At 64.0% G+C, this 19,695-nt stretch carries 24 protein-coding genes; 11 read left to right on the forward strand and 13 right to left on the reverse strand.

Annotated features, from left to right (window positions below; genetic code table 11):
• Window positions 1–122: 122 nt before the first annotated feature.
• The gene (locus FOY51_RS23730; protein WP_187776444.1) at window positions 123–782 is read right to left on the reverse strand and encodes a TetR/AcrR family transcriptional regulator; all 660 of its coding nucleotides are present in this window, start codon (window positions 780–782) and stop codon (window positions 123–125) included.
• Between the two features lie 115 nt (window positions 783–897).
• On the opposite strand from FOY51_RS23730, the gene FOY51_RS23735 reads away from it, so the two are divergent.
• Window positions 898–2,730, forward strand: coding sequence for an acyl-CoA dehydrogenase (locus tag FOY51_RS23735; RefSeq protein WP_149432751.1), 1,833 nt, complete (start codon window positions 898–900; stop codon window positions 2,728–2,730).
• 651 nt (window positions 2,731–3,381) lie between these two features.
• Here the strand turns inward: FOY51_RS23735 and FOY51_RS23740 are convergent.
• Window positions 3,382–3,972 carry a TetR family transcriptional regulator gene (locus FOY51_RS23740; protein WP_149432752.1) on the reverse strand — a complete coding sequence of 197 codons (591 nt, stop codon included), beginning with the start codon at window positions 3,970–3,972 and terminating at the stop codon, window positions 3,382–3,384.
• 69 nt (window positions 3,973–4,041) lie between these two features.
• On the opposite strand from FOY51_RS23740, the gene FOY51_RS23745 reads away from it, so the two are divergent.
• The 3 genes from FOY51_RS23745 (at window position 4,042) to FOY51_RS23755 (ending at window position 6,925) form a co-directional block, all read left to right on the forward strand.
• Window positions 4,042–5,529 carry a flavin-containing monooxygenase gene (locus FOY51_RS23745; protein ID WP_149432753.1) on the forward strand — a complete coding sequence of 496 codons (1,488 nt, stop codon included), beginning with the start codon at window positions 4,042–4,044 and terminating at the stop codon, window positions 5,527–5,529.
• Between the two features lie 398 nt (window positions 5,530–5,927).
• Window positions 5,928–6,401, forward strand: coding sequence for a hypothetical protein (locus tag FOY51_RS23750; RefSeq protein ID WP_149432754.1), 474 nt, complete (start codon window positions 5,928–5,930; stop codon window positions 6,399–6,401).
• A gap of 278 nt (window positions 6,402–6,679) precedes the next feature.
• The gene (locus FOY51_RS23755) at window positions 6,680–6,925 is read left to right on the forward strand and encodes a hypothetical protein (protein ID WP_235916691.1); all 246 of its coding nucleotides are present in this window, start codon (window positions 6,680–6,682) and stop codon (window positions 6,923–6,925) included.
• A gap of 93 nt (window positions 6,926–7,018) precedes the next feature.
• On the opposite strand, the gene FOY51_RS23760 is transcribed toward FOY51_RS23755, so the two are convergent.
• Complete coding sequence (locus FOY51_RS23760) at window positions 7,019–7,387, reverse strand: YciI family protein (protein ID WP_149432756.1); 369 nt, start codon at window positions 7,385–7,387, stop codon at window positions 7,019–7,021.
• Window positions 7,388–7,505: 118 nt separating this feature from the next.
• Between FOY51_RS23760 and FOY51_RS23765 the strand changes: the two genes are divergently transcribed.
• Window positions 7,506–7,949 (forward strand): VOC family protein, encoded by a 444-nt coding sequence (locus tag FOY51_RS23765; protein WP_149432757.1) that lies wholly within the window; start codon window positions 7,506–7,508, stop codon window positions 7,947–7,949.
• Between the two features lie 18 nt (window positions 7,950–7,967).
• Here the strand turns inward: FOY51_RS23765 and FOY51_RS23770 are convergent, their stop codons facing one another.
• Window positions 7,968–8,900: an SDR family NAD(P)-dependent oxidoreductase gene (locus FOY51_RS23770; RefSeq protein WP_149432758.1), complete on the reverse strand. Its 933-nt coding sequence runs from the start codon at window positions 8,898–8,900 to the stop codon at window positions 7,968–7,970.
• Window positions 8,901–9,003: 103 nt separating this feature from the next.
• Between FOY51_RS23770 and FOY51_RS23775 the strand changes: the two genes are divergently transcribed.
• Together FOY51_RS23775 and FOY51_RS23780 are read left to right on the forward strand one after the other, a co-directional pair.
• Window positions 9,004–9,849, forward strand: a complete 846-nt coding sequence (locus tag FOY51_RS23775; protein WP_149432759.1) for a helix-turn-helix transcriptional regulator — start codon at window positions 9,004–9,006, stop codon at window positions 9,847–9,849.
• Between the two features lie 79 nt (window positions 9,850–9,928).
• The gene (locus FOY51_RS23780) at window positions 9,929–10,369 is read left to right on the forward strand and encodes a VOC family protein (protein ID WP_149432760.1); all 441 of its coding nucleotides are present in this window, start codon (window positions 9,929–9,931) and stop codon (window positions 10,367–10,369) included.
• Window positions 10,370–10,387: 18 nt separating this feature from the next.
• On the opposite strand, the gene FOY51_RS23785 is transcribed toward FOY51_RS23780, so the two are convergent.
• The 4 genes from FOY51_RS23785 to FOY51_RS27730 are packed head-to-tail and all read right to left on the reverse strand — an operon-like array spanning window position 10,388 to window position 13,066.
• Window positions 10,388–11,242, reverse strand: coding sequence for a class I SAM-dependent methyltransferase (locus tag FOY51_RS23785; RefSeq protein WP_149432761.1), 855 nt, complete (start codon window positions 11,240–11,242; stop codon window positions 10,388–10,390).
• Between the two features lie 21 nt (window positions 11,243–11,263).
• Window positions 11,264–11,668: a (R)-mandelonitrile lyase gene (locus tag FOY51_RS23790; RefSeq protein WP_149432762.1), complete on the reverse strand. Its 405-nt coding sequence runs from the start codon at window positions 11,666–11,668 to the stop codon at window positions 11,264–11,266.
• Window positions 11,669–11,685: 17 nt separating this feature from the next.
• Complete coding sequence (locus tag FOY51_RS23795; RefSeq protein ID WP_149432763.1) at window positions 11,686–12,171, reverse strand: MmyB family transcriptional regulator; 486 nt, start codon at window positions 12,169–12,171, stop codon at window positions 11,686–11,688.
• Window positions 12,122–13,066, reverse strand: a complete 945-nt coding sequence (locus FOY51_RS27730) for a hypothetical protein (RefSeq protein ID WP_235916697.1) — start codon at window positions 13,064–13,066, stop codon at window positions 12,122–12,124. Before FOY51_RS27730 ends, FOY51_RS23795 begins: the two co-directional genes overlap by 50 nt.
• Window positions 13,067–13,258: 192 nt before the next feature.
• Between FOY51_RS27730 and FOY51_RS23815 the strand changes: the two genes are divergently transcribed.
• Entirely contained in the window at window positions 13,259–13,957 is a 699-nt protein-coding gene (locus FOY51_RS23815) for an SDR family oxidoreductase (RefSeq protein ID WP_149432767.1), read from the forward strand.
• Entirely contained in the window at window positions 13,954–14,412 is a 459-nt protein-coding gene (locus FOY51_RS23820) for a MarR family winged helix-turn-helix transcriptional regulator (RefSeq protein ID WP_149432768.1), read from the forward strand. Before FOY51_RS23815 ends, FOY51_RS23820 begins: the two co-directional genes overlap by 4 nt.
• Here the strand turns inward: FOY51_RS23820 and FOY51_RS23825 are convergent.
• Complete coding sequence (locus tag FOY51_RS23825; RefSeq protein WP_353961385.1) at window positions 14,409–15,914, reverse strand: MFS transporter; 1,506 nt, start codon at window positions 15,912–15,914, stop codon at window positions 14,409–14,411. The two genes, FOY51_RS23820 and FOY51_RS23825, sit on opposite strands and share 4 nt — an antisense overlap.
• Before the next feature lie 95 nt (window positions 15,915–16,009).
• On the opposite strand from FOY51_RS23825, the gene FOY51_RS23830 reads away from it, so the two are divergent.
• Window positions 16,010–16,684 carry a TetR/AcrR family transcriptional regulator gene (locus FOY51_RS23830; RefSeq protein WP_149432769.1) on the forward strand — a complete coding sequence of 225 codons (675 nt, stop codon included), beginning with the start codon at window positions 16,010–16,012 and terminating at the stop codon, window positions 16,682–16,684.
• Window positions 16,685–16,702: 18 nt separating this feature from the next.
• On the opposite strand, the gene FOY51_RS23835 is transcribed toward FOY51_RS23830, so the two are convergent.
• Window positions 16,703–17,686, reverse strand: coding sequence for a MerR family DNA-binding transcriptional regulator (locus FOY51_RS23835; RefSeq protein WP_149432770.1), 984 nt, complete (start codon window positions 17,684–17,686; stop codon window positions 16,703–16,705).
• A gap of 11 nt (window positions 17,687–17,697) precedes the next feature.
• Window positions 17,698–18,348, reverse strand: a complete 651-nt coding sequence (locus tag FOY51_RS23840) for a HEAT repeat domain-containing protein (RefSeq protein ID WP_149432771.1) — start codon at window positions 18,346–18,348, stop codon at window positions 17,698–17,700.
• Between the two features lie 108 nt (window positions 18,349–18,456).
• On the opposite strand from FOY51_RS23840, the gene FOY51_RS23845 reads away from it, so the two are divergent.
• On the forward strand, window positions 18,457–18,888 hold the full coding sequence (locus FOY51_RS23845) for a nitroreductase/quinone reductase family protein (RefSeq protein ID WP_149432772.1): 432 nt from the start codon (window positions 18,457–18,459) through the stop codon (window positions 18,886–18,888).
• A 13-nt stretch (window positions 18,889–18,901) separates the two neighbouring features.
• Here FOY51_RS23845 and FOY51_RS27870 read toward each other — a convergent pair whose 3' ends face one another.
• Window positions 18,902–19,036 (reverse strand): hypothetical protein, encoded by a 135-nt coding sequence (locus FOY51_RS27870; protein WP_290367921.1) that lies wholly within the window; start codon window positions 19,034–19,036, stop codon window positions 18,902–18,904.
• A gap of 75 nt (window positions 19,037–19,111) precedes the next feature.
• Window positions 19,112–19,693, reverse strand: coding sequence for a MerR family transcriptional regulator (locus FOY51_RS23850; protein ID WP_149432773.1), 582 nt, complete (start codon window positions 19,691–19,693; stop codon window positions 19,112–19,114).
• Window positions 19,694–19,695: the final 2 nt, after the last annotated feature.

Raw genomic sequence — 19,695 nt, forward strand, 5'->3', positions numbered from 1 at the left:
AACTCCCGCCCGAAACTCGACCGGCGGAGCCATGATCATGTCGCACATCGCCCGCGCAAGAAACCAACACTCGAAGCGATCGCTCGATGCGATGAACGCAGGTAGTGCGCGAACGGGGGGTGTCACGCGCTGTCGACGGTGGCTGCTTCCGCGAACCACGATGTGGCCGATGCCTGCGCCCGAGCGCGCTGATCGCCCAGGCCGATGACGAGGTCGACGAGCATCGGTTGCAACACGTATTTGACGCCCGAGTTCGGCGGGTCGAAGTAGCCGACGATTTCGAGCATGACGTACCCGTGCAGGGCGCTCCAGAGCCGCGAGGCGATCGCCACCGGTTCGCCCGGATTGAACCGGCCCGCACTGATCGCGCGATCGGCACCGCTGGCCAGTGCGTCGAAGGCGTAGCGGCCCTGCTGTAGGTCGTCGCCGCTGCGGCGGTAGCCGCCGAGTGCGGTCGCGCCGAACATCACCACATAGAGGTCGGGATTGTCGCGCGCGTTGTCGAGCCAAGCGGCGAAGATTGCGCCCAGATCCGCGACAGGGTCCGAGGTCTGCGGAATTCGGTCGATCTGCTCGCGGAGGCGGGTGAATCCTTCGTCGACGATAGCGCGGACAAGCTCGGGCATCGACCCGAATTGGGAGTACAGCGCCATCGTCGATGTGCCTGCCTGGGCGGCGACTTTGCGCGTCGACATACCGCTCGGTCCGTCCTGAGCCAACAGTCGGGCCGCGGACTCGAGAAGCCGGGCGCGAACGTCGGTATCGAGCCTGCGTTCCGTCACTTCTGCATCGTATCCGCGCAACGATATATCGCTGTCATAACAGTGATATCGTGTCCGTGATTCAGCTCGCACCTGTAGCCCGAACCGCCCACGACGTCATCGAGGAGAAGCGGCAGTGAGTCATTACAAGAGCAACGTTCGAGACCTGGAGTTCAACCTGTTCGAGGTGCTAGGCCTCGACGCGATACTCGAGCAGGGAAGCTACGGCGACCTCGATGTGGACGCGGCGCGCAGCATCCTCGACGAGGTACGCCGCATCGCGGAGGGTCCGTACTCCGATTCGTTCGCCGATGCGGACCGGAACCCGCCGACGTTCGATCCGGACACCCACACCGTGACGCTGCCGGAATCGATGATCAAGTCGTTGCGCGTCGCATTCGAGGGTGGCTGGGACAGGCTCGGTCTCGCGCCCGAAGTAGGTGGAACGCCGGCCCCGCAAGCGTTGTACTGGGCGATGCTGGAGCTGTTTCTCGGCTCCAATCCTGCCGCACACGTGTACTGGTCGACCGGGACCATGGCGAACATCTTGTTCCACAACGCCACCGACGAGCAGAAGAAGTGGGCAGTCATCGCTGCCGAACGTCTGTGGGGTTCCACGATGGTGTTGACCGAGCCCGATGCGGGCTCGGACGTGGGTGCCGGTCGAACCAAGGCGATCCGCCAGGACGACGGTTCCTGGCATCTGGAGGGCGTGAAGCGCTTCATCACCTCCGGTGACTCGGGTGAGTTGTTCGAGAACATCTTCCATCTGGTACTCGCTCGCCCCGAGGGCGCAGGGCCGGGCACCAAGGGTCTGAGTCTGTTCTTCGTCCCGAAGTTCCACTTCGACACCGAGACCGGCGAACTCGGGGAACGCAATGGTGTGTTCGTGACCAATCTCGAGCACAAGATGGGATTGAAGGGTTCGGCGACCTGCGAACTGACCTTCGGCGGACACGGTGTCCCCGCGAAAGGCTGGCTGGTCGGCGAGACCCACGACGGCATCAATCAGATGTTCGATGTGATCGAGTTCGCGCGGATGCTGGTGGGCACCAAAGCGATCGGTACGTTGTCGACGGGCTACCTCAATGCCCTCGAATACGCGAGGCAGCGTGTTCAAGGTGCCGACCTGACACAGATGACCGACAAGACCGCACCGAAGGTCACCATCATTCACCATCCCGAGGTGCGTCGCAGTCTGATGCTGCAGAAGGCGTACACCGAGGGCTTGCGTGCGATCTACCTCTACACCGCGGCGCATCAGGACACGGATGTGGCGCAGCACGTTTCCGGCGCCGACGCCGAAACGGCCGCACGGGTCAACGATCTGCTGCTGCCGGTGGTCAAGGGTGTCGGCTCTGAACGGGCCTACCGGTACCTGGCCGAGTCGCTGCAGATTCTTGGCGGGTCGGGCTATCTGCAGGACTATCCGATCGAGCAGTACATCCGCGACGCCAAGATCGACTCGCTCTACGAGGGCACCACCGCGATCCAGGCGCAGGACTTCTTCTTCCGCAAGATCGCACGTGACCGCGGCGTCGCGCTCGCTCATGTCGCAGGGCAGATCCAGAGCTTCATCGACCGACCGGCCACCGATCTGCTGAAGAACGAGCGCGGGCTGTTGGCCACGGCGCTCGCGGATGTGCAGGCGATGGCGGCGACACTGACCGGCAATCTGATGGGTGCCAAGGAACAGCCCACCGAGCTGTACAAGGTCGGTCTCGGTGCAGTGCCGTTCCTGCTCGCCGTCGGCGATCTTCTTGTCGGCTGGCAACTGCTGCGCCAGGCCGAGATCGCGATCGCGGCACTCGACGGCGGAGTGCAGGGTGCAGACAAGGCCTTCTACGACGGCAAGGTCGGGGTCGCCCGATTCTTCGCCGGACACGTCCTGCCCGAACTCACCGCCACCCGAACCGTGTTGGCGACCGAGGACAGCGACGTGATGGATCTCGATTCGGCGGCATTCTGAATCGGCGTCGCGGAGCGACGCGATGCCGACCCGCGGTGCCGGAGGTGCCCGACAACCCAGGGAAGCCGGAATCCAAGCGCCTGTTTTCCCTCACCCGGGGCGTGCGTTCGAAGTGCTGGAGCGGTCTGCACCCTTCGTGTCCGCCGAACTGTGTGCACATCCCCCGATGGTGCGTGCTCCCCTAGGGTGATCGAGCCGATGGTCGCCGTTTTACGTCTCGCATCCTTCGGGACCGGCGTCGGGACGAACGCTCCCTATCTGACACCTTCATCTCGTGGGGGACAAATCTGGCAGACATGGACGGCCATTGATTCGAGAACGGACCCATACGGATGTCCGACGAAACGACTACCAAGGCGGCAAAAGGACGCTACTTCGATGCCTGCGGAACACCAGCCCCCGCCGGTGCTTGGTGTGCGTCCCTGTAAGCCCTGGCGGTGCATGAGGTCGCCGACGCTGTGTCGAGGCGGTCCTTCGCGATCAAATGCCGAGCGTGCCGGCGTGTGCCCAAATCTCGGCAGCCTGCGCGATTGACTTGTTGGTCTCCTCAACGATACGGACTGCCCCTTCATGAAACTCCGGGTCGAACTTTCGTCGTGTTTCTGGCACCCCACTCCCCTTAGTGCATGCCTCCCCGGTTGGGGGGCACATCTACGCGATCAAGGCTGCGAGGAACTTCCCGAACAGCGATCCGGGGATCTCCGAATCGGCTGCGCGCTGCAGGCCGAGCCCCAGGCCGAGCGCCAACACTCCGACCATCAGGTCGTCGGGCGCCATCGGCAGCTCAATCTTGTTGCGATCGGCGATCGTCGCCAAGATGTCGGCACCCGCACTACGAACACGCTCGTAGCGCCGCGCGTTGGAGCCGCGGATACCGGAGTCGCCGCCTGCAGAGGCCGCCGCCACGTCGAGTTCGAGACGAGCCCACCGCGGATCGCCGATCGCGCCCGCTCCCCATGCCGCCAACGCCGGGATCAGCGCCGCAAGGTCACCCGCAGTGGCCTCCACCTCGTGTTGCAATTGCGCCATTTCACGCTCGTAGAGCAAGTCGATGACGGCGACTCCGAGTGCAGCTTTACCGGTGAAATTCGAGTACACAGCGCCGTGCGAGAAGCCCGCTGTCTCCGCGACTTCGCCGATCGACGTAGCCCCGAAACCTCGCTCCAAGAACAGTTCCGCCGCAGCGTCGAGGATCTGCTGCCGAGTGCGCTGCTGGCTTTCGGCACGAGACAGCCTTTGCATAGTTTCATCCTACTGTGCGATGATCGCGTCATTCAGATTATTCGGTAATCTTGATGAGGAGACACGTGAATGTCAGTCTTGCCAGATCATGAGGTCGTCATTGTCGGCGCGGGGTTCTCCGGCATCGGTGTTGCCATCGCCTTGGATCGAGCGGGCTTCCACGACTTCGTCCTTCTGGAAGAAGGCTCCGGCGTCGGTGGAGCGTGGCACTGGAACACCTATCCCGGTGTGGCGGTAGATATCCCGTCCTTCAGCTACCAGTTCTCGTTCGACCGGCGCGCCGACTGGTCGCGAACCTATGCGCCGGGCGCGGAACTGAAAAAGTACGCCGAATCGTGCACCGACAAGTACGCGCTGCGTGATCGGATCGTGTTCGAAACCAGAGTGACCGGCGCCGTGTTCGACGAGCAGGCCGATGTGTGGCGGTTGTCGACGGAGGGCGGGGTGGAGTACACCGCCCGCCACGTGGTCAGCGCCACCGGAATCCTCACCAAACCCAAACCGCCTGCCATCGCGGGCGTGTCGTCTTTCGCCGGCACCGTGATGCACACCGCACGGTGGGACCATGGCGTCGACCTAGCCGGGAAACGGGTCGCGATCATCGGAACTGGTGCGTCGGCGGTTCAGGTGATTCCGTCGATCGCTCCGGAAGTCGAGCACCTCGTCGTATTTCAGCGGACCCCGATCTGGTGCCTGCCCAAGCCCGACGCACCGTTACCGTCGCCCGCCCGCATTGCGATGAAGTATCTCCCCGGCGCGAAATCGGCGACGCGACTGCTCAGCCAAATCTTCGTCGAGGCAACTTTCCCCATTCCTGCGCACTTCGCGGGCACGCTTCCGATTGCCCGGCTCGCCGAGCCACTCGGCCGGGCTTTTCTGCGTCAGCAGGTCGCCGATCCGGTAGTGCGGGAGAAGTTGACCCCGCGGTATGCGCTCGGCTGCAAGCGACCCAGTGCGTCGAACGACTACCTGCGCACTTTCAACCGCGGCAATGTCGCCTTGGAAACGACGACCATCGACTCGATCACCCCCAGGGGAGTGCGCACCGTCGACGGTGTCGATCACGACGTCGACGTTCTCATCCTCGCGACCGGATTCAAGGTGTTCGAATCCGGGAACACGCCGCCGTTTCCGGTCTCGGGCCTCGGCGGACTCGACTTGGAGGCGTGGTGGGACGACAACCGGTACCAGTCGTATCACGGAGTCAGCGTGCCCGGCTTTCCGAACATGTTCACCATTCTGGGGCCGTACGGCTACAACGGGTCCTCGTACTTCAACCTGATCGAGACGCAAGCTCGCCACATCCTGCGTTGCCTCACCGAAGCGCGACGAACGTCGGCCACCCGCGTCGAAGTGACCGCGCAGGCCAACGACGAGTACATGGCGACGATGCGGTCGCGTCGCTCGAACCAGGTGTTCTTCCAGGGCGGGTGCGACGGAGCGAACAGCTACTACTTCGACAAGCACGGCGACGTTCCGTTCCGGCCGGCGCTGACGCTGGAAACAATTTGGGAGAGTGCCACTTTCGATCTCGACGATTACACCTATCAGCGCTGACCGAAAACTAGGCCCGGACTGGACGACGCCCGAAGCTTGCCGTTCGATGAGCGACTTCACGGCAATGCTGCAAAGGTGACCGGGATCGGGGATCGGCACAGCCCCTTGCGCTCTCATACCGCGTCTCGACCGCGGGCCACTCGAATCAACTCGATCGAGCCATTCAATCTCGAAACCCAGCTACCGCCGCAGCGCTCGTCGCCGGACAACCATTCGGAAGCACCCCGGCCCCCTACACCTGGCCTGCCACTGAACGCGAACTCAACGGGTGACCGACTTTCGTCGGGATCAACCACGCACCGTCGGCGCCGGCGTAGGAAATGACACCGTTCGTGAGACAAACCGCCTGGCCATCGTCGTGAGACAGGTTGGAAAACCGCAAGTCAGAGCGTCGCGGGATGACACGGAATTTGAGAACCTACAGGTGTTGTAGATATTCGCCCCGCCGCGCCGCGTTACGGACGAACAACCCGAAAGTCGTCATCCCCGCTGGTGAGCAACGTCGACCCACCAACGCGTCCTTCGCGTTCTGGCTGGTGCAGGGTTTCGGGAGCCAGGCGACGGTCGTGCGCCATTACGAGTTGGCCCGTCGGCGGATCAATGACCGGCCCGACCCCGGGGACGAAGGCCAAGAGAACATCGACCTTGGCGCCGAATTCGGGCAGCCGGACGTGATCGGGCCTTCGGTGATCGACCTCGACAGCCACTCGATGGCGCTGCTGACCCGCGGGCTGGCCGAGGACGACTTCGGCACCGACGACCCCGCCGCCAACTTCAGGTCGAGGAGGTCGACAACCAGTCGAAGACCGTGCAAGCCGACCCGACCGACGGCGACCAGTTCAAGTACTCCGTCCAGGTCAGTTACTCGGTGACGTACGTGTGAACCGATGACGGGTCTCGTCCGACCCGTGCTGGTTCGATCGCGGCGGGTGTCGATTTCCACTCAGCCCTAGACCACCTAACGTGGAAACGTCGCCAGGTCGCCTGCGCCTCGCCTCGGGAATCGATCGCGACGGCCCGTGATTGAGCGAAGCTTTGCCCCGACACATCCAGACGGCCGCTTCCGCACGCGGCTTCCATTGGCAATGATGGACGAGTGTTGATATTCAGCGAACCCTACGAAGCCAAGAACGGCGCTGTCATCGTTTCGGTGTCAAGAACGTCTTGGGGTGGCCGGGCCGATCGTCCCGTCGGGATGTACACGATCAGGGACGACTCGACGACTTGGACCCCGGCGATCGACATCAATCGCGTAGCGCTCATCGGGGCGTGCACAGGCTTCGTCGCTGCAGCGCTGAGCACTGCCGCGGTGCTGCGAAGGCCACCGTGGCCGGAGATGACCGAGCGAACAATGATCGCGATCGCTCAAGCCCGAGCCGCCGAGTCCAGGCGCTGAGAGGGGTCGATCGCTAACCGCGCACCGACTTTTCACTCGCGCGCGAAACTTACTGCGCTCATGCAAATTCGACGCGCGAAATCGACGGACCTGTCAGCGTGGCTCCTCGCTCAGATGCGGAGGGGTCATGATCCGGTGAATCTGCTGCGGCCAGCCGCATGCGACCGCCATCTTGGTCGCCCAGTGTCGGGCCGCCTCGTCGTCGGGCACATCCACGACGCAGAATCCGCCGAGCTGCTCCTTGGTCTCCGCGTACGGGCCGTCCAGCAGGACCGGCTTTCCGTCGACCAAGTCGACTCCGTCGACCAGGGAGTTGTCCTGGAGTCCGGCGCCGAACACCCAGACGCCGGCGTCCATCATCTCGATGGTCAGTGCGCTCGTGGTGTGAGCCGCCTCCAGCAACTGGTCGGCGGTCAGTTCGGGGACCCACTCGGCGTTGAAGGCAATCAGGTATTCAGGCATGGCAATCTCCTCGGTCGGTGGCCGCTCTGACCACCCTCTACCTTTCCTACGAACGAGGGATCGCGGATACGACAGATCGTTACGATCTTCGACCTCCGCAGGCGGATAGCCTGAAGGTGTGGCTGACCAGCTTCCGCTCGCCAACCTGATCACCCTCGGCGCCCGCGACTTCGACGCTCTACGCGACTTTTATCGCCGGGTGGGTTGGCCGCAGGTCATGGACGACGGTGAGTTCGCCGTCTTCGAATTGCGCGGGATCGTGTTGGCGCTCTTCCCGCTCGCCAAACTCGCCGACGACGGCAATGCCGCACCCGAGCCGTGCGCCGGTGGTATCCGCTTCACCATCGGCATTCAGGTCGACAGTGCCGACGAAGTTGACCGGCTCACCGACCAGATGCGCGCAGCTGGTGCTCGCGTGACAAAGGAACCCGTCGACGCGGAGTTCTTCACAGGGCGCTCGGCCTACGTTTGCGACCCTGAAAGCAACTATTTCGAGATCGTCTGGGCTGACATGCCTGACAACCCGGTCGTCATCGCAGCGCGCCGGGCGGCGGGTCTCTAGACTCGTCCGCTCCTCGGATCACCCTGCAACGCCCGATGTCAGCTCGCCCGTCGCCTCCCACAGACGCCGCTCACGGTCACGGTCGTGAGCGATGGGCTGCACCTCGGTCAGCTTGTCCTTCACGACGAATGCGCCGTCGCGCACGTTCGCCCACTTTTCGTCGACGGCCATCGCCGCCAATAGCGGTCCCGAGCGTTCGGGTGTCGAAACGCCGGGGATCCGGCTCAAGGCCCGGCCTATCGCCTGAACAGGCGCGGGAGTGCCGCGGCTCAGCGAGGTGCCGGGCATCCAGCCCGGTTCGAAGATCGACACGTTGATCCCGCTACCGGCACGACGTTGAAGTTCGTGGGCGTAATACAGGACGGCAAGCTTGGAGTTGGAGTACGCGACGCCGGACGTCGTCGTGCTCGGTTCCTGATCGCTGGGAGCCGGACGGGCGAGCTTGACGGGGTCGGCCCAGTCGGCCGCGGCCACGCCCAACATTTTGCGAAAGATGTTGGAGTAATAGGTGTTCGAACCGATCAGCACGACTCGCGCTGGAGCCGTGAACGATTCGAGCAGGTCACCGATGAGCTGGGCATGGGCGAGGTAGTTGACGGCGAAGGTCAGTTCGTAGCCGTCGGCCGATGCTTTGCGAGTGTCGCTCGACATGACGCCGGCGTTGGCGATCAGCGCGCGCAGCGGCCGCACGGCTCCTGAGGCGAGCAGATCGCGCACTGCTGTCGCAGCCGCGCGTACGTCTGCCAGGTCGGACAGGTCGCAGCCGACCTCGCGGACGTTGGCACCGCGGGCTCGAGCCTCATTGACGACCGCTGTCAGGTCAGCTCCAGCGCGGCCGATCAGCAGCAGATCCGGTCGCTGGCCTTCCTGCAGTTCGGCCAGGGCAAGCGCTGCGAAACGCCCCAGGTTGCGGGTGGGGCCAGTGATCAGAACAGTTCCGGTTTCGGTCATGGGACCAGCTTGCGGGATCGGCTGGACCGCAGCCAGTCGTCCAGTTTTCGTAGGACTACCAGGGCCAGGACAGCGGAGCGGGACCTCACGCACACTGGAGCCCATGGAAGCGTGGGAGTTCGGCCCGACGATCCGTCGGTGGCGCGACCGGGTGTCCCCCGAGGCCGTCGGCGTGCCGGTGGGCCGTCGACGTCGGGCCAGCGGATTGCGCCGCGAAGAACTCGCCGCGCTCGCGGGCATATCGGCCGACTACCTGACTCGCCTGGAGCAGGGCCGCGCGACCACACCATCGACGCAAGTGGTGGAATCGCTGGCCCGGGCGCTGCGCCTGGCTGACGCCGACCGCGACCTGCTCTACCGGCTTGCCGGGCATGCCGTTCCCAGCCCCGACATCGTCCCGTCGCGGGTCGCGCCGAGTGTGCAGCGGTTGCTCGACCGGCTCTCGCACACACCCGTCGTCGTGTACGACGCCAGTTGGACGCTCGTGCTGGCCAACACGTCCTACGACGCACTCATGGGCGATACCAGCGCGTGGCGCGGTTTGGAACGAAATGCCGTGTGGCGCAATGTCACCGGTTTGCCCTCGCGGGTCGTGCACACCCCGGAAGAGCAGGCCGAGCACGAAGCCCGTCTGGTTGCCGATCTCCGTTCGACCGCCTCGCGCTATCCAGCCGACCGCGACTTGCGCCGCTTGATCGCCGACCTGACCTCCGGAAGTCCTCGCTTCGCCGAACTATGGCAGGCCGACGCGCCGCCACCCTTGGCCGATCCGTCGAGAAACAAGACCATCGATCACCCGACGGTCGGTCGGATCACGCTCGACTGCGACACGCTGCTCGTCGCCCTCGACGACCTTCGAATCTCCGTCTACACCGCCGAACCCGGCACCGAAGACGCGGAAAGGCTCGCCCTCGCCGCCGTCCTGGGCACCCAGTCGTTGCCGCTTTGACGAGCAAGCGCATGTCGAGATCGCGTCTCCAGCTCCGTCCCAGCTTCGAATAGCAACACGACACTGGAGGATGGATCCCATGACTCACATACGACGCTTCGACCACATCGGCATCACCGTCGCGGACCTCGACTCGGCAACGGCGTTCTTCGTCGGCCTCGGTCTCGAGGTCGAAGGCACCGGATCGGTGCAGGGCGAGTTCGTCGAAACCGTCTGCGCCATACCTGGCGCGCACTGCAACATCGTGATGCTGCGACCACCCGGCGGTGGGTCCGCGTTGGAGCTCTCGAGCTTCGTCACACCGGATCACCTTCCGGGATCGCCCACTGCGATGGCCAATGAGGTTGGGCTGCGCAATGTTTCGTTCGAGGTGGACGACCTCCAAGCCGCCGTCGACGCGGTGGCCGTAGACGGGTACGGGCTGGTCGGCGGCATCGGCGCGTACGAGAACAGCGTGCGAATGGCCTACGTGCGGGGGCCCGAGGGAATCATCGTGTCCCTGTTCGAGCAGATCGGCTGACGACCAGCGCGAGCCGGATCAGCGACTCGCTCGTAGTATCCGGCTCGCGCGCAGCGACTGCGGTGGCTCACCCTCGAATTCCGTTGATCCATCGAGATATCCGGCGACAAGTTCCGTGGCGGAGTGATCCTCGATGTCGGTAAATCCGAGCGCATGCAGTCGCGCAGCGATGTCGTCGGGTGTGAAGTAGCTGAACCAGGGCTCGCCTGCCGCTGCCACCCGACCTGCACGCTCTAGTAGCTGCGCGCGGGCTTCGTCGGTGTCTCCCGGCTGCAAGTAATCGAAGATCACCTCGACCGGTGCGGACTGACCGGCAATGTATTCGAGCGTCGCCCGAGCGGCGTCCTCGGTCAGGTAGAACACGACACCGAGCCACACGAAGACGGCCGGCTCGGTCCGAAGGAATCCGGACGATGCCAATTCCGTTGCCAGCGAGTCGGTCTCGAAGTCGACCGGCACGAAGGTCAACCGATCGGGCAAGTCGATTCCGGCGGCGGACAGGCGTTCGCGTTTCCACTCCTGGGTCGCCGGATGGTCGACCTCGAATACGTGCACGTCCGGATGCGGGTTGCGATAGGCGAAGGTATCCAGTCCGGCACCCAGGATCACCGCCTGTCGTGCGCCTGCCGTAGCGATGCGATCCTCGGCGAAGCGAGCGCGAGCGGCGAAGAACAGCCTGCGGGGCCGATAGTGGGCGCCGCTACCGGGGCGATCTTCGGTGGGTTCACCCAACTCGGACAGCTCGTCGGCGGTGACTCCGAGCAAGCGGGCCGCCAGCGGATCGGTGAGAATCGTTGGCCGGTCGGCGATCTGGTGATAGGCCCGGGCGTAGGCAGTCGCGAACGCGGTCCGGCTGGGTCCGTCGTTGTCCATGCTCTCGAACCTACTCGGCACTTACCGCTGATTGGCCGCCCGATAATCCTCAGCACTGACAGGCTCCAACCACGTAGTGCCATCGCCGTCTTCGACACCTTCGAGCATCGCGATGTGGCTCATCATGCAATCGACGCCTGCACCATGCCAGTGTTCCTGGCCGGGCGGCGTCCAGACCGTGTCGCCGGGGGTCAGGCGGATCGTGGTGCCGTCGCGGGCGACCACCAGACCTGCTCCGTCGGTGCAGAACAACGTCTGACCGAGGGCGTGCGAGTGCCAGTTGGTGTGTGCACCAGGGGTGAAACGGACGATGCTCGCGATCAGCCGCGACGGTTCCATCTTCTGCTTGATCGGGTTGATGTAGACGTCACCCGTGAAAATGGTGTCGGGGCCTTTGGCGGTGTTGCTCGGTGTGGTCAGTTCCATAGTTGTTCTCCTTGAGGCTATTTCGAGTCTTCTTGCATTGCGACACTGCTCGCGACTTCGGTTGCGGCCCACGAGGCCAGCAGTGCGAGGTTGTCCGCAGAGGACGTACTGGGTTCGGCTGTGTAGGTGGTGAGGACCAGACCGGGGGCGGCGACGAGTTCCATAGAGTCGTACGCCAACTCCATCCGCCCCACGACCGGATGGTTGAAGGTCTTGGTGCCACCGCGATGCAGGCGCACATCATGCGTGCCCCAGCGGGTACGAAAAGCTTCGCTCCGGGTGGCAAGCTCGCCGACCAGTTCGGTGAGGTCGGGATCGTGTGGATCACGACCCGCCTCGGTCCGCAGCAGTGCGACGGACGTTGCCAGCGCGCCTTCGAAGTCCGGGTAGTAGTCGGCCGCTCGCTCATCGAGAAAGTTGAAGCGAGCGATGCAACCATGACTTCGACGCGGTTCAATTCGGGCAGAACGATCCCGTGCAAGGCAGCGGCGATCCAGGTCCACCGGCACCCCACTCGATGATCGCGAATCCGTTTTGGTTGTGCTTGTCGACGTGATCGATATGGACGTCCGTGCCGTTCGCGATCGCATACGACGCGCCGCCGCCCCCACCGCCACCGCCAGTGGTGTTGAAGGGCAAGTGCGCGCCGTGGCCCTTGCCGCCGCCGTTGTAACCGCCACCGCCGCCACCTCCTCCGCCACCGCCACCCATGCCTTTCTGAATGTCGGTGCCGTTGCCGCCGTTGACCGATTCGTTGCAGCCGCCACCGGGTGGGCGTCCTCCGCAGCCACCCTCGCCGCCGTAGAGGTTGTCGCTGCTGTCGTACGCCCCGTCGGCACCCTTGTCGCCGTCCCGCCCGCCGTTGCCTCCGTTGCCGCCATCGCTGGCTGCCGGGTCGCTGTTGCCGCCCGCGCCGCCCCCGCCACCGGCGACGGCGATCAATTCCGCTCCTTGGGTCGAGTGGGTGCCACACAGGTTGCCCGTCGACTTCACCGCCGTCGAACCGCCGCCGCCCGCACCGGAATTGCCGAGGTTGATTCCGCCCGGTGCGGTGCCGTGATCACCGCCGTGCCCGTCGCCGTAGCCGCCGTGACCGTGACCGTATTGGCCGACGATGACGACCAGTTCGGTGTCGGCTCGGACGGGGAAGGTCCCCGTCACTCGAGCTCCGAGGCCGCCGTCGCCGGTGCTGCCGTAGTCGCCACCGCCACCGCCCGCCGCGTCGAGTCGAATGCTCGTGACACCGGTCGGGACGCAGAAGTATTGGACGCCATGGTTGAAGTAGAAGGTGTGCTTACCGCTCGGTTGCGCGTTTGCAGTGCCGCCTGCGCCGATCACGAACGCGCCGACGAGGGCGGCGACGGCACCGATCGCCATGGTTCGACCCGGTAAAGGCATGTGCTGGCCCCTTCATTCGCAACGCGTGGTCGGAACGGAAGCGGGACGCGGCAGAGAACCGAATCAGCGGCCCATGGATATGTTGTTAGCACGCCGACCGAACCTTCGAACCTATTTTGACGGAATTTACTACTTCATATTGATTACAAGACTCGCTTGACGGATTTAATTGTAGTCATAACAATGATTGTTATGACTACAACTAAACCGGGTGTTCTCCTGATCGGCGCCTCCCGCGGTCTCGGCCTTGCCTTGGCCCAGGAATGGGCCCGAAACGGCCGACATGTCGTCGCCACTGTTCGTGGTTCCGCGCGAACCCCGCTGCACGACCTTGCAGACGACAACCCGGGACACATCGAGATCGAACACGTCGACATCACCGAGCCCACCCAGATCACGGCACTGCACGATCGATTGGTGGACAGGCGATTCGACCTCGTCTTCGTCAACGCCGGCGTCACCAACGAGCCGGAGGGAACGGTGGCGGAGACGACGACGGACGAGTTCGTCCGGGTCATGGTGACCAACGCGCTCAGTCCGCTGCGCGTGGTCGAGGCCCTCCAGGATCTGGTCGAGCCCGCGGGCACGATCGGCGTGATGTCATCGGGTCAGGGCAGCGTCAGCAACAACGAGAGCGGCGGTCACGAGGTCTATCGCGGCAGCAAAGCCGCACTCAACACGTTCATGCGCAGCTACGCCGCTCGGCACGCCGGCGAGAGTCGCACCCTCGTTCTCATGGCGCCGGGTTGGGTACGCACCGAACTCGGTGGAACCGACGCGCGGCTGAGTATCGACGACAGCATCCCCAACGTCGTCAAAACGCTCGATGTCCTCAGTGGAACGCCGGGTCTCCACTATGTCGACTACCTCGGCCGGACGGTGCCGTGGTGAGTACGAAATCGAATCTTTCCCAGCAGGTTTGGGCCCAGATGCAGCGGTTCGTCGACGCCCAGAACCGACGGGGCGAGCTCGCCGAGACGCTCGGATTCCGGCTGGGGGGCGGGCGTGGCAAGGTCCTGTTTCAGCTCCGCGACGGTCCGGCGACGCTTAGTGAACTCGCGGAGGCCAACGGCGTCGACGCGCCGTACGCAACGCTGATCGTCGACAAGCTCGAAAGTCACGGTCTGGTCGAACGTCGTCCGCACCCCGACGACAAGCGGCGAAAGCTGGTCTCGCTCACGGCCGCCGGGCTCCAGGCCGTCGCGACCGCCGACGCAATCCTGCTGCGACCACCGGTGGCGATAGCGAAATTGTCGGTCGAGGAGCGCAAACAACTCTCCGAACTCCTCACGCGGCTGGGCGATATCGACGCGGATCACGCGGAATATGAGGCGACGAAGGGCTAGTTCTCCGTATCGGAAGTTGCGAGACCCGTCGCGTTTCGGGGAGTTCGACCGACTACGCCGGCAATCGCCGCCATCACTATCAAGATTGCGGCGCCCACGGTCGTCGCGACGTGCATGCCCGAGACGAAAGACTCGCGGGCGGCATTGACGATGTCGTCGTCGGCGGCATGCTGGATAGTCTCACCCAGAGTCCCGGCGAAGTCGCCACCGGAGCGGAACACCAGGGCTGCAACGGAACCCAGCAGTGCAAGGCCCAGCGCGTTGCCGAGCTCGAAGCTGGTCTCGGAGATGCCGACAGCCGAGCCGGCCCGCTCGGCCGGAACCGATGAGACTGCCACCTCCGAGACCAGGGTGAAGGAGAGGCCGTAACCGATGCCCGCGATCGTGGACCCGATCAGATACCACTGCGTTCCCCCGTCGACGCCGACGCCGAGCAACAACAGGTTCCCGAGCGCGGAGGCGAGCAGGGCGAGCACGAAGGTGCCACGGACGCCGAGGCGACGCGCCACCGGTGCGCCGCCCACGGAGAACACGAATACCGCGACTGCCATCGGAATGCCGAACATCGCTGCCGCCAACGGGTCTCGTCCGGTCACCGACTGCAGGTAGATGCTAGTGAGGTAACTCATCGCTGCCAACGACATCATTCCGACCAGGCTGGACCCGATCGCCACCGAGAACCGCGGCCGCGCAAAAAGGCTTAGATCGAGCAACGGATCGGCGAGTCGCCGTTGCCGCCGCACGAAGACGGTCAGCAAGACCAGGCCAAGGCAGCCGATGACGATCGCGGACGCATCGAGTCCTTCGGCCGCACTGTGTTTCACCGCATAGACGAGCGTCAGGATGCCGCCGATCGACAGCACGACACTTCGAATGTCGAGCGGGCCCATCGCGATCGTACGATGCTCCGGCAGCAGGAACGGGGCGAAAGCCAGCAGTATCAGCAGGACCGGCAGGTTGATGAGAAATACCGAGCCCCACCAGAAGTGGTGCAGCAACAGGCCGCCGATGACCGGTCCGGCCACCGAACCGCCTGCGAAGAACGCGGTCCATACACCGATGGCGGTGGCACGCTCACGCGCGTTCGGGAAGAGGCTGGAGATCAGTGCAAGGCTCGACGGCAACAGCGTTGCACCGCCGACGCCCATCAACGCTCGCGCGACTATCAGGACAGCAGCGTTGGGCGCGAACGCCGCGAGCACGGACGCCAGACCGAAGACCGAGGCACCGATGAGCAGAATATTGCGCCGCCCGATCCGATCGCCGAGGTTGCCCATGGTGATCAACAAGCAGGCGATCAGGAACCCGTAGATATCGAGAATCCACAGCTGCTGCGTCGCCGACGGATCGATATCGAGCGTGAGCGTCGGCATTGCGAGGAACAGCACGGAAATATCCATCGACACGAGAAGTACCGGGAGTACCAATACTGCAAGGCCGAGCCACGCCCTACGCGATCCGTACTCGACGTCCGCGATTGCTGCGCCTTCTACCCTGGTCACTTCGAAACCCCTGCCAACCTGGCATGCGTACGACGTACGCACATCACGGGTACAGTGTACGCATAGGACTGCCGTCGGCGAAAGCGAGTTAGCGTATGACCAAGTCGAAGCTGAGCAGAGGGGCCATCGTCGATACGGCGATAGAACTGGCCGATGAGGAGGGCCTCGACGCGCTGTCCATGCGGTCGATCGGCGAACGGATGGGCGTCGGAGCCATGTCCCTGTACCGCCATATCGCGAACAAGGACGAGCTGATCGCGCTGATGACCGACGAAGTATCCGGTCGCAATACGTATCCGTCCGTCGATGGACAGGGCTGGACTTGGCGAGACCGGGTTCGCATTGCTGCCGAGATCGATTGGGCTCTCTACCGACAACATCCCTGGGTGCTGCTGACGTTCTCGATGCCGCGCTACGGCTTCGGCCCCGCGAGCCTGTCTTGTCTTTCCTGGTTGGTCGAGGGTTTCGCCGAGCTGAACGTCTCCACTCGAGAGGCCACCGCGATGGCGTTCACGGTGTGGAACCACATTGCGGGGGCGACGCTGCCGCAGATCAGCGGCGCGCTGTTTGCCGGTGACAAATCCGATCCACACGGCGAAAACGGGCTGCAGGCAATTCTGCGCGGAACGTCGCAGTTCCCGGTCCCACCCGCTCTCGCCGAGTTGGACGGTGCAGGCGCCGGCGGCCTCACCCCGGAAGAGCTGCTGTACAGCGGATTGTCGGCACTGTGCGACGGGTTTGCGGCGCGTGGTGCCGTTAGTACCCCTTGATGGTTCATAACCGCCAAGTCACCGAAAGTTGCTGCGGCCCTGCGACTTCACGATCGCTGCCGCGGTCGATGCAACTCGTTGATCGCTGTCGTGGGTCAGTTTCGTCAATGCTTCGCGTGCCGTAGTTCCGGGAATCTCGGCCAGTGCCTGCGTGATTCGCAACCGGCCGGTCCAGTCGGCATCGTCGATCTTCGCTTGCAAGACTGCGACGACATCGTCGGCAACGAGAGCTCCCAGCGCTTCGGCAGCTTCGACGTCGTGCCGCCCATCGAGGACCATCTCGATCAGTGCAGGCATCGCATCGACATATCCGCGTGCTCCCAATGCGAGAGCCGCATGTTCGTGAACCGTCGCGTCCGAATCGTCGAGAGCTCGTCGTAGGTGGACGTCTGCCGCTCTCGTGTCGAATGCCGCTATTGCCGCGATCGCACGACGCCGTACGAGAGTCTCCTGCGCATCGAGACCTCTGGCCAGACCCGCGAGTCCACCGCTACCTGCCTTGGCCAACGACCATCGCAACGCGCCGGCGACGTTCGCGTCGTCCTCCTGCAGGATCGCCTTCACCAACGCGTCGATCGGCGGGCTTCCGTCGTAGGTCAGGATTGCTTGCTGCCGGCCCACCGACGCCGATTCGAGCGCGCGTAGCAGGGTGACGGTGCGCAGCACCTCGTCCCACTCGGCGGGTGAGGCAGCATCGACGCGCTCCAGCCTTTCCAGCAGCTCTTGCTCGGCGGCGATCCGCTGCCGTGTGTGCCGCATCAGGTCTCCGACCAGCCCGGACGGAGCGAAACCTGGCTCGTCGAGTGCGAGTTTGGCCTCGGCCAACGAGAGTCCCAGCGTTCGTAGACTCTCCACGTGAAAGAGGCGACGGATGTCGTCGGTGGCGTACTCGCGGTAGCCGCCGGACGTGCGTCCGGTCGGCTTCACCAAACCAAGCCGGTCGTAGTGGCGCAGCATCCGCGTGCTGACGCCACACCGCCGCGAAACCTCACCGATCAACATCGCGCCTCCTCCTATCGCATTGCCGCGACGCGCTTGGCCATCTCGATCGAGAGTGTGAAGCCGCTGTCAGGGTCGTCCCAGAGCTGTCGTGAAGCATCCGCATGAGCACGAACATGCGGATTCGTGCTCATCGCGGCGGCGTCGAGGACCGGTAGAACAGCGTCCCCGAGTCCAGCGAGTGCGCGGCTCAGGCTGAGTTGCATGTCCCGATCGCCGTGCCCGAGTTCGGTCGCCAAGTCCGCCGCAAGTTGGGCCTCGGCCGCAGGCGGAACGAGTGCGACAGCCGCCCGCCACGCACTGCGCGCGACCTCGTCGTCCTTGTCGTGCAGCAGTGTCGACACGGCTGGCCAGGCGCGCTGATCGCCGATCTTGGACAGCGTGTGCAGCGACTGACTGCGAGCCTGCGCGATCTCGGATGCGAGTTCGTCGATCAGCCTCGGCACGGTGTGCTCTGTAGAAAGACGGCACAGCGCCCAGGTCAGCATGTCGCGGACGAAGAAGTCCGGTTCGACGCCACACCGATCTATCAGCGCATCCATGAGTCGATCATCGGGTTGCGTCCCCGCACTGAGTGCAGCGCGGAGTCGCACCGATGGGTCGGCAGCGGTCAACGCTCCGACGTGATTGGTCGTGGTCACGACAACACCTCCTTCGTCGACCATTGGAGTCCTTGTCACAGTGTCAAGGTCAAACCCAATCGGGGTGGTCCGTGTCGAACTCGCCCAGCCGTGTCGGTGCCCCGCAGAATAGGAGGCGACGAAGGGCGGATGATGGCAAACCTGTTCGGAAACGTGCTGCAAGCACACCAGTGGATCTACGAGCATTCCGATGGCTACGTCGGGCACAAGTTGCTGTTGGGAAATCCGACACTGTTGCTGCGCGTCGTCGGACGCAAAACGGGTCAGATCAGGACGTCGGCGCTCACCTACGGTCGCGATGGCGACGCCTATCTGGTGGTTGCGTCCAACGGTGGATCGCCACGACCGCCTGCGTGGCTGGCAAATTTGAAGGCCAAGCCGCAGTGCGAGATTCAGGTCGGCCACACGAAGCTCGCGGTGACGGCCCGAGAGACATTGCCTGACGATCCCGACTATGCGCGTCGGTGGCAGATCGTGGACAAGATCAACAAGGGCCGCTACACCGTGTACCAGGACAAAACGCAACGGCCGATCGCGATCGTCGAACTCACACCGATCGACTGAATCGGGGATTCGGCTAGAACGTGCCGCCCTTGACGAACAGGCTGTACAGCAACGCAATCGGGCTGATGACAAACTGCGCGATCGGGTTGTTCGGGTTGTTCATCAGAAATTCGACGGCTGAGTTGAAGATCGCGTCACTCGACCCCATGATCGGTCCTTCCGTGGTTGGTCAACGAATCACTACATCGTTACCCATGCTTCGGGTTTGGCGCTGCCCTCGGTTCTAGGGCCTTTCGAAGCCCGGCCTCCTCCGCTGCAGTTCGGCCAGCTCGTCAGGGCTGAGGCGTTCCAGGAACTCGCGTCGCTGCTGATTCATCTGCTCCAGCTGCTCGGGGGTGAGGCGTTCGAGCAAGTCGCGTCGTTGCTTAGCCATCTGCTCCAATTGTTCTGGGCTGTAGCTGTTTTCCATGGTGAGCATCTCCTCTATGACGTCGATGAATTCGACAGTGGACGACTCGGCGTGCCGATCCAGCACGTCGAGCAGGGTCATGAGGCGCTGCCGAAGCCGACGCTCGGTGGCCAGCCGCTCCGCGTTCTGTTCGAGTTGACGTCGGACCAGTTCGCGAGGATCGGGACCGGAGCCGCTCAGCGTGGCCGCGATCTCCGCAAGCGACAAACCGAACCCCCGCAATGCGACGACTCGATGCAACTGCTGCAGGTCGGCTGACGAGTAGCGCCGCCGTCCGCTCGCGTCTCTGCTCGGGCTGAGCAGGCCCAATTCCTCGTAATGGTGCAGCGCGCGCACCGTCAGTCCCGTTGCCTTCGCGACATCTCCGACCTGCCGCTGTTCGTCTTCGCGCCTCATGT

The sequence above is a fragment of the Antrihabitans cavernicola genome, from assembly GCF_008297975.1.
In the GTDB taxonomy this organism is placed as follows: Bacteria; Actinomycetota; Actinomycetes; order Mycobacteriales; family Mycobacteriaceae; genus Antrihabitans; species Antrihabitans cavernicola.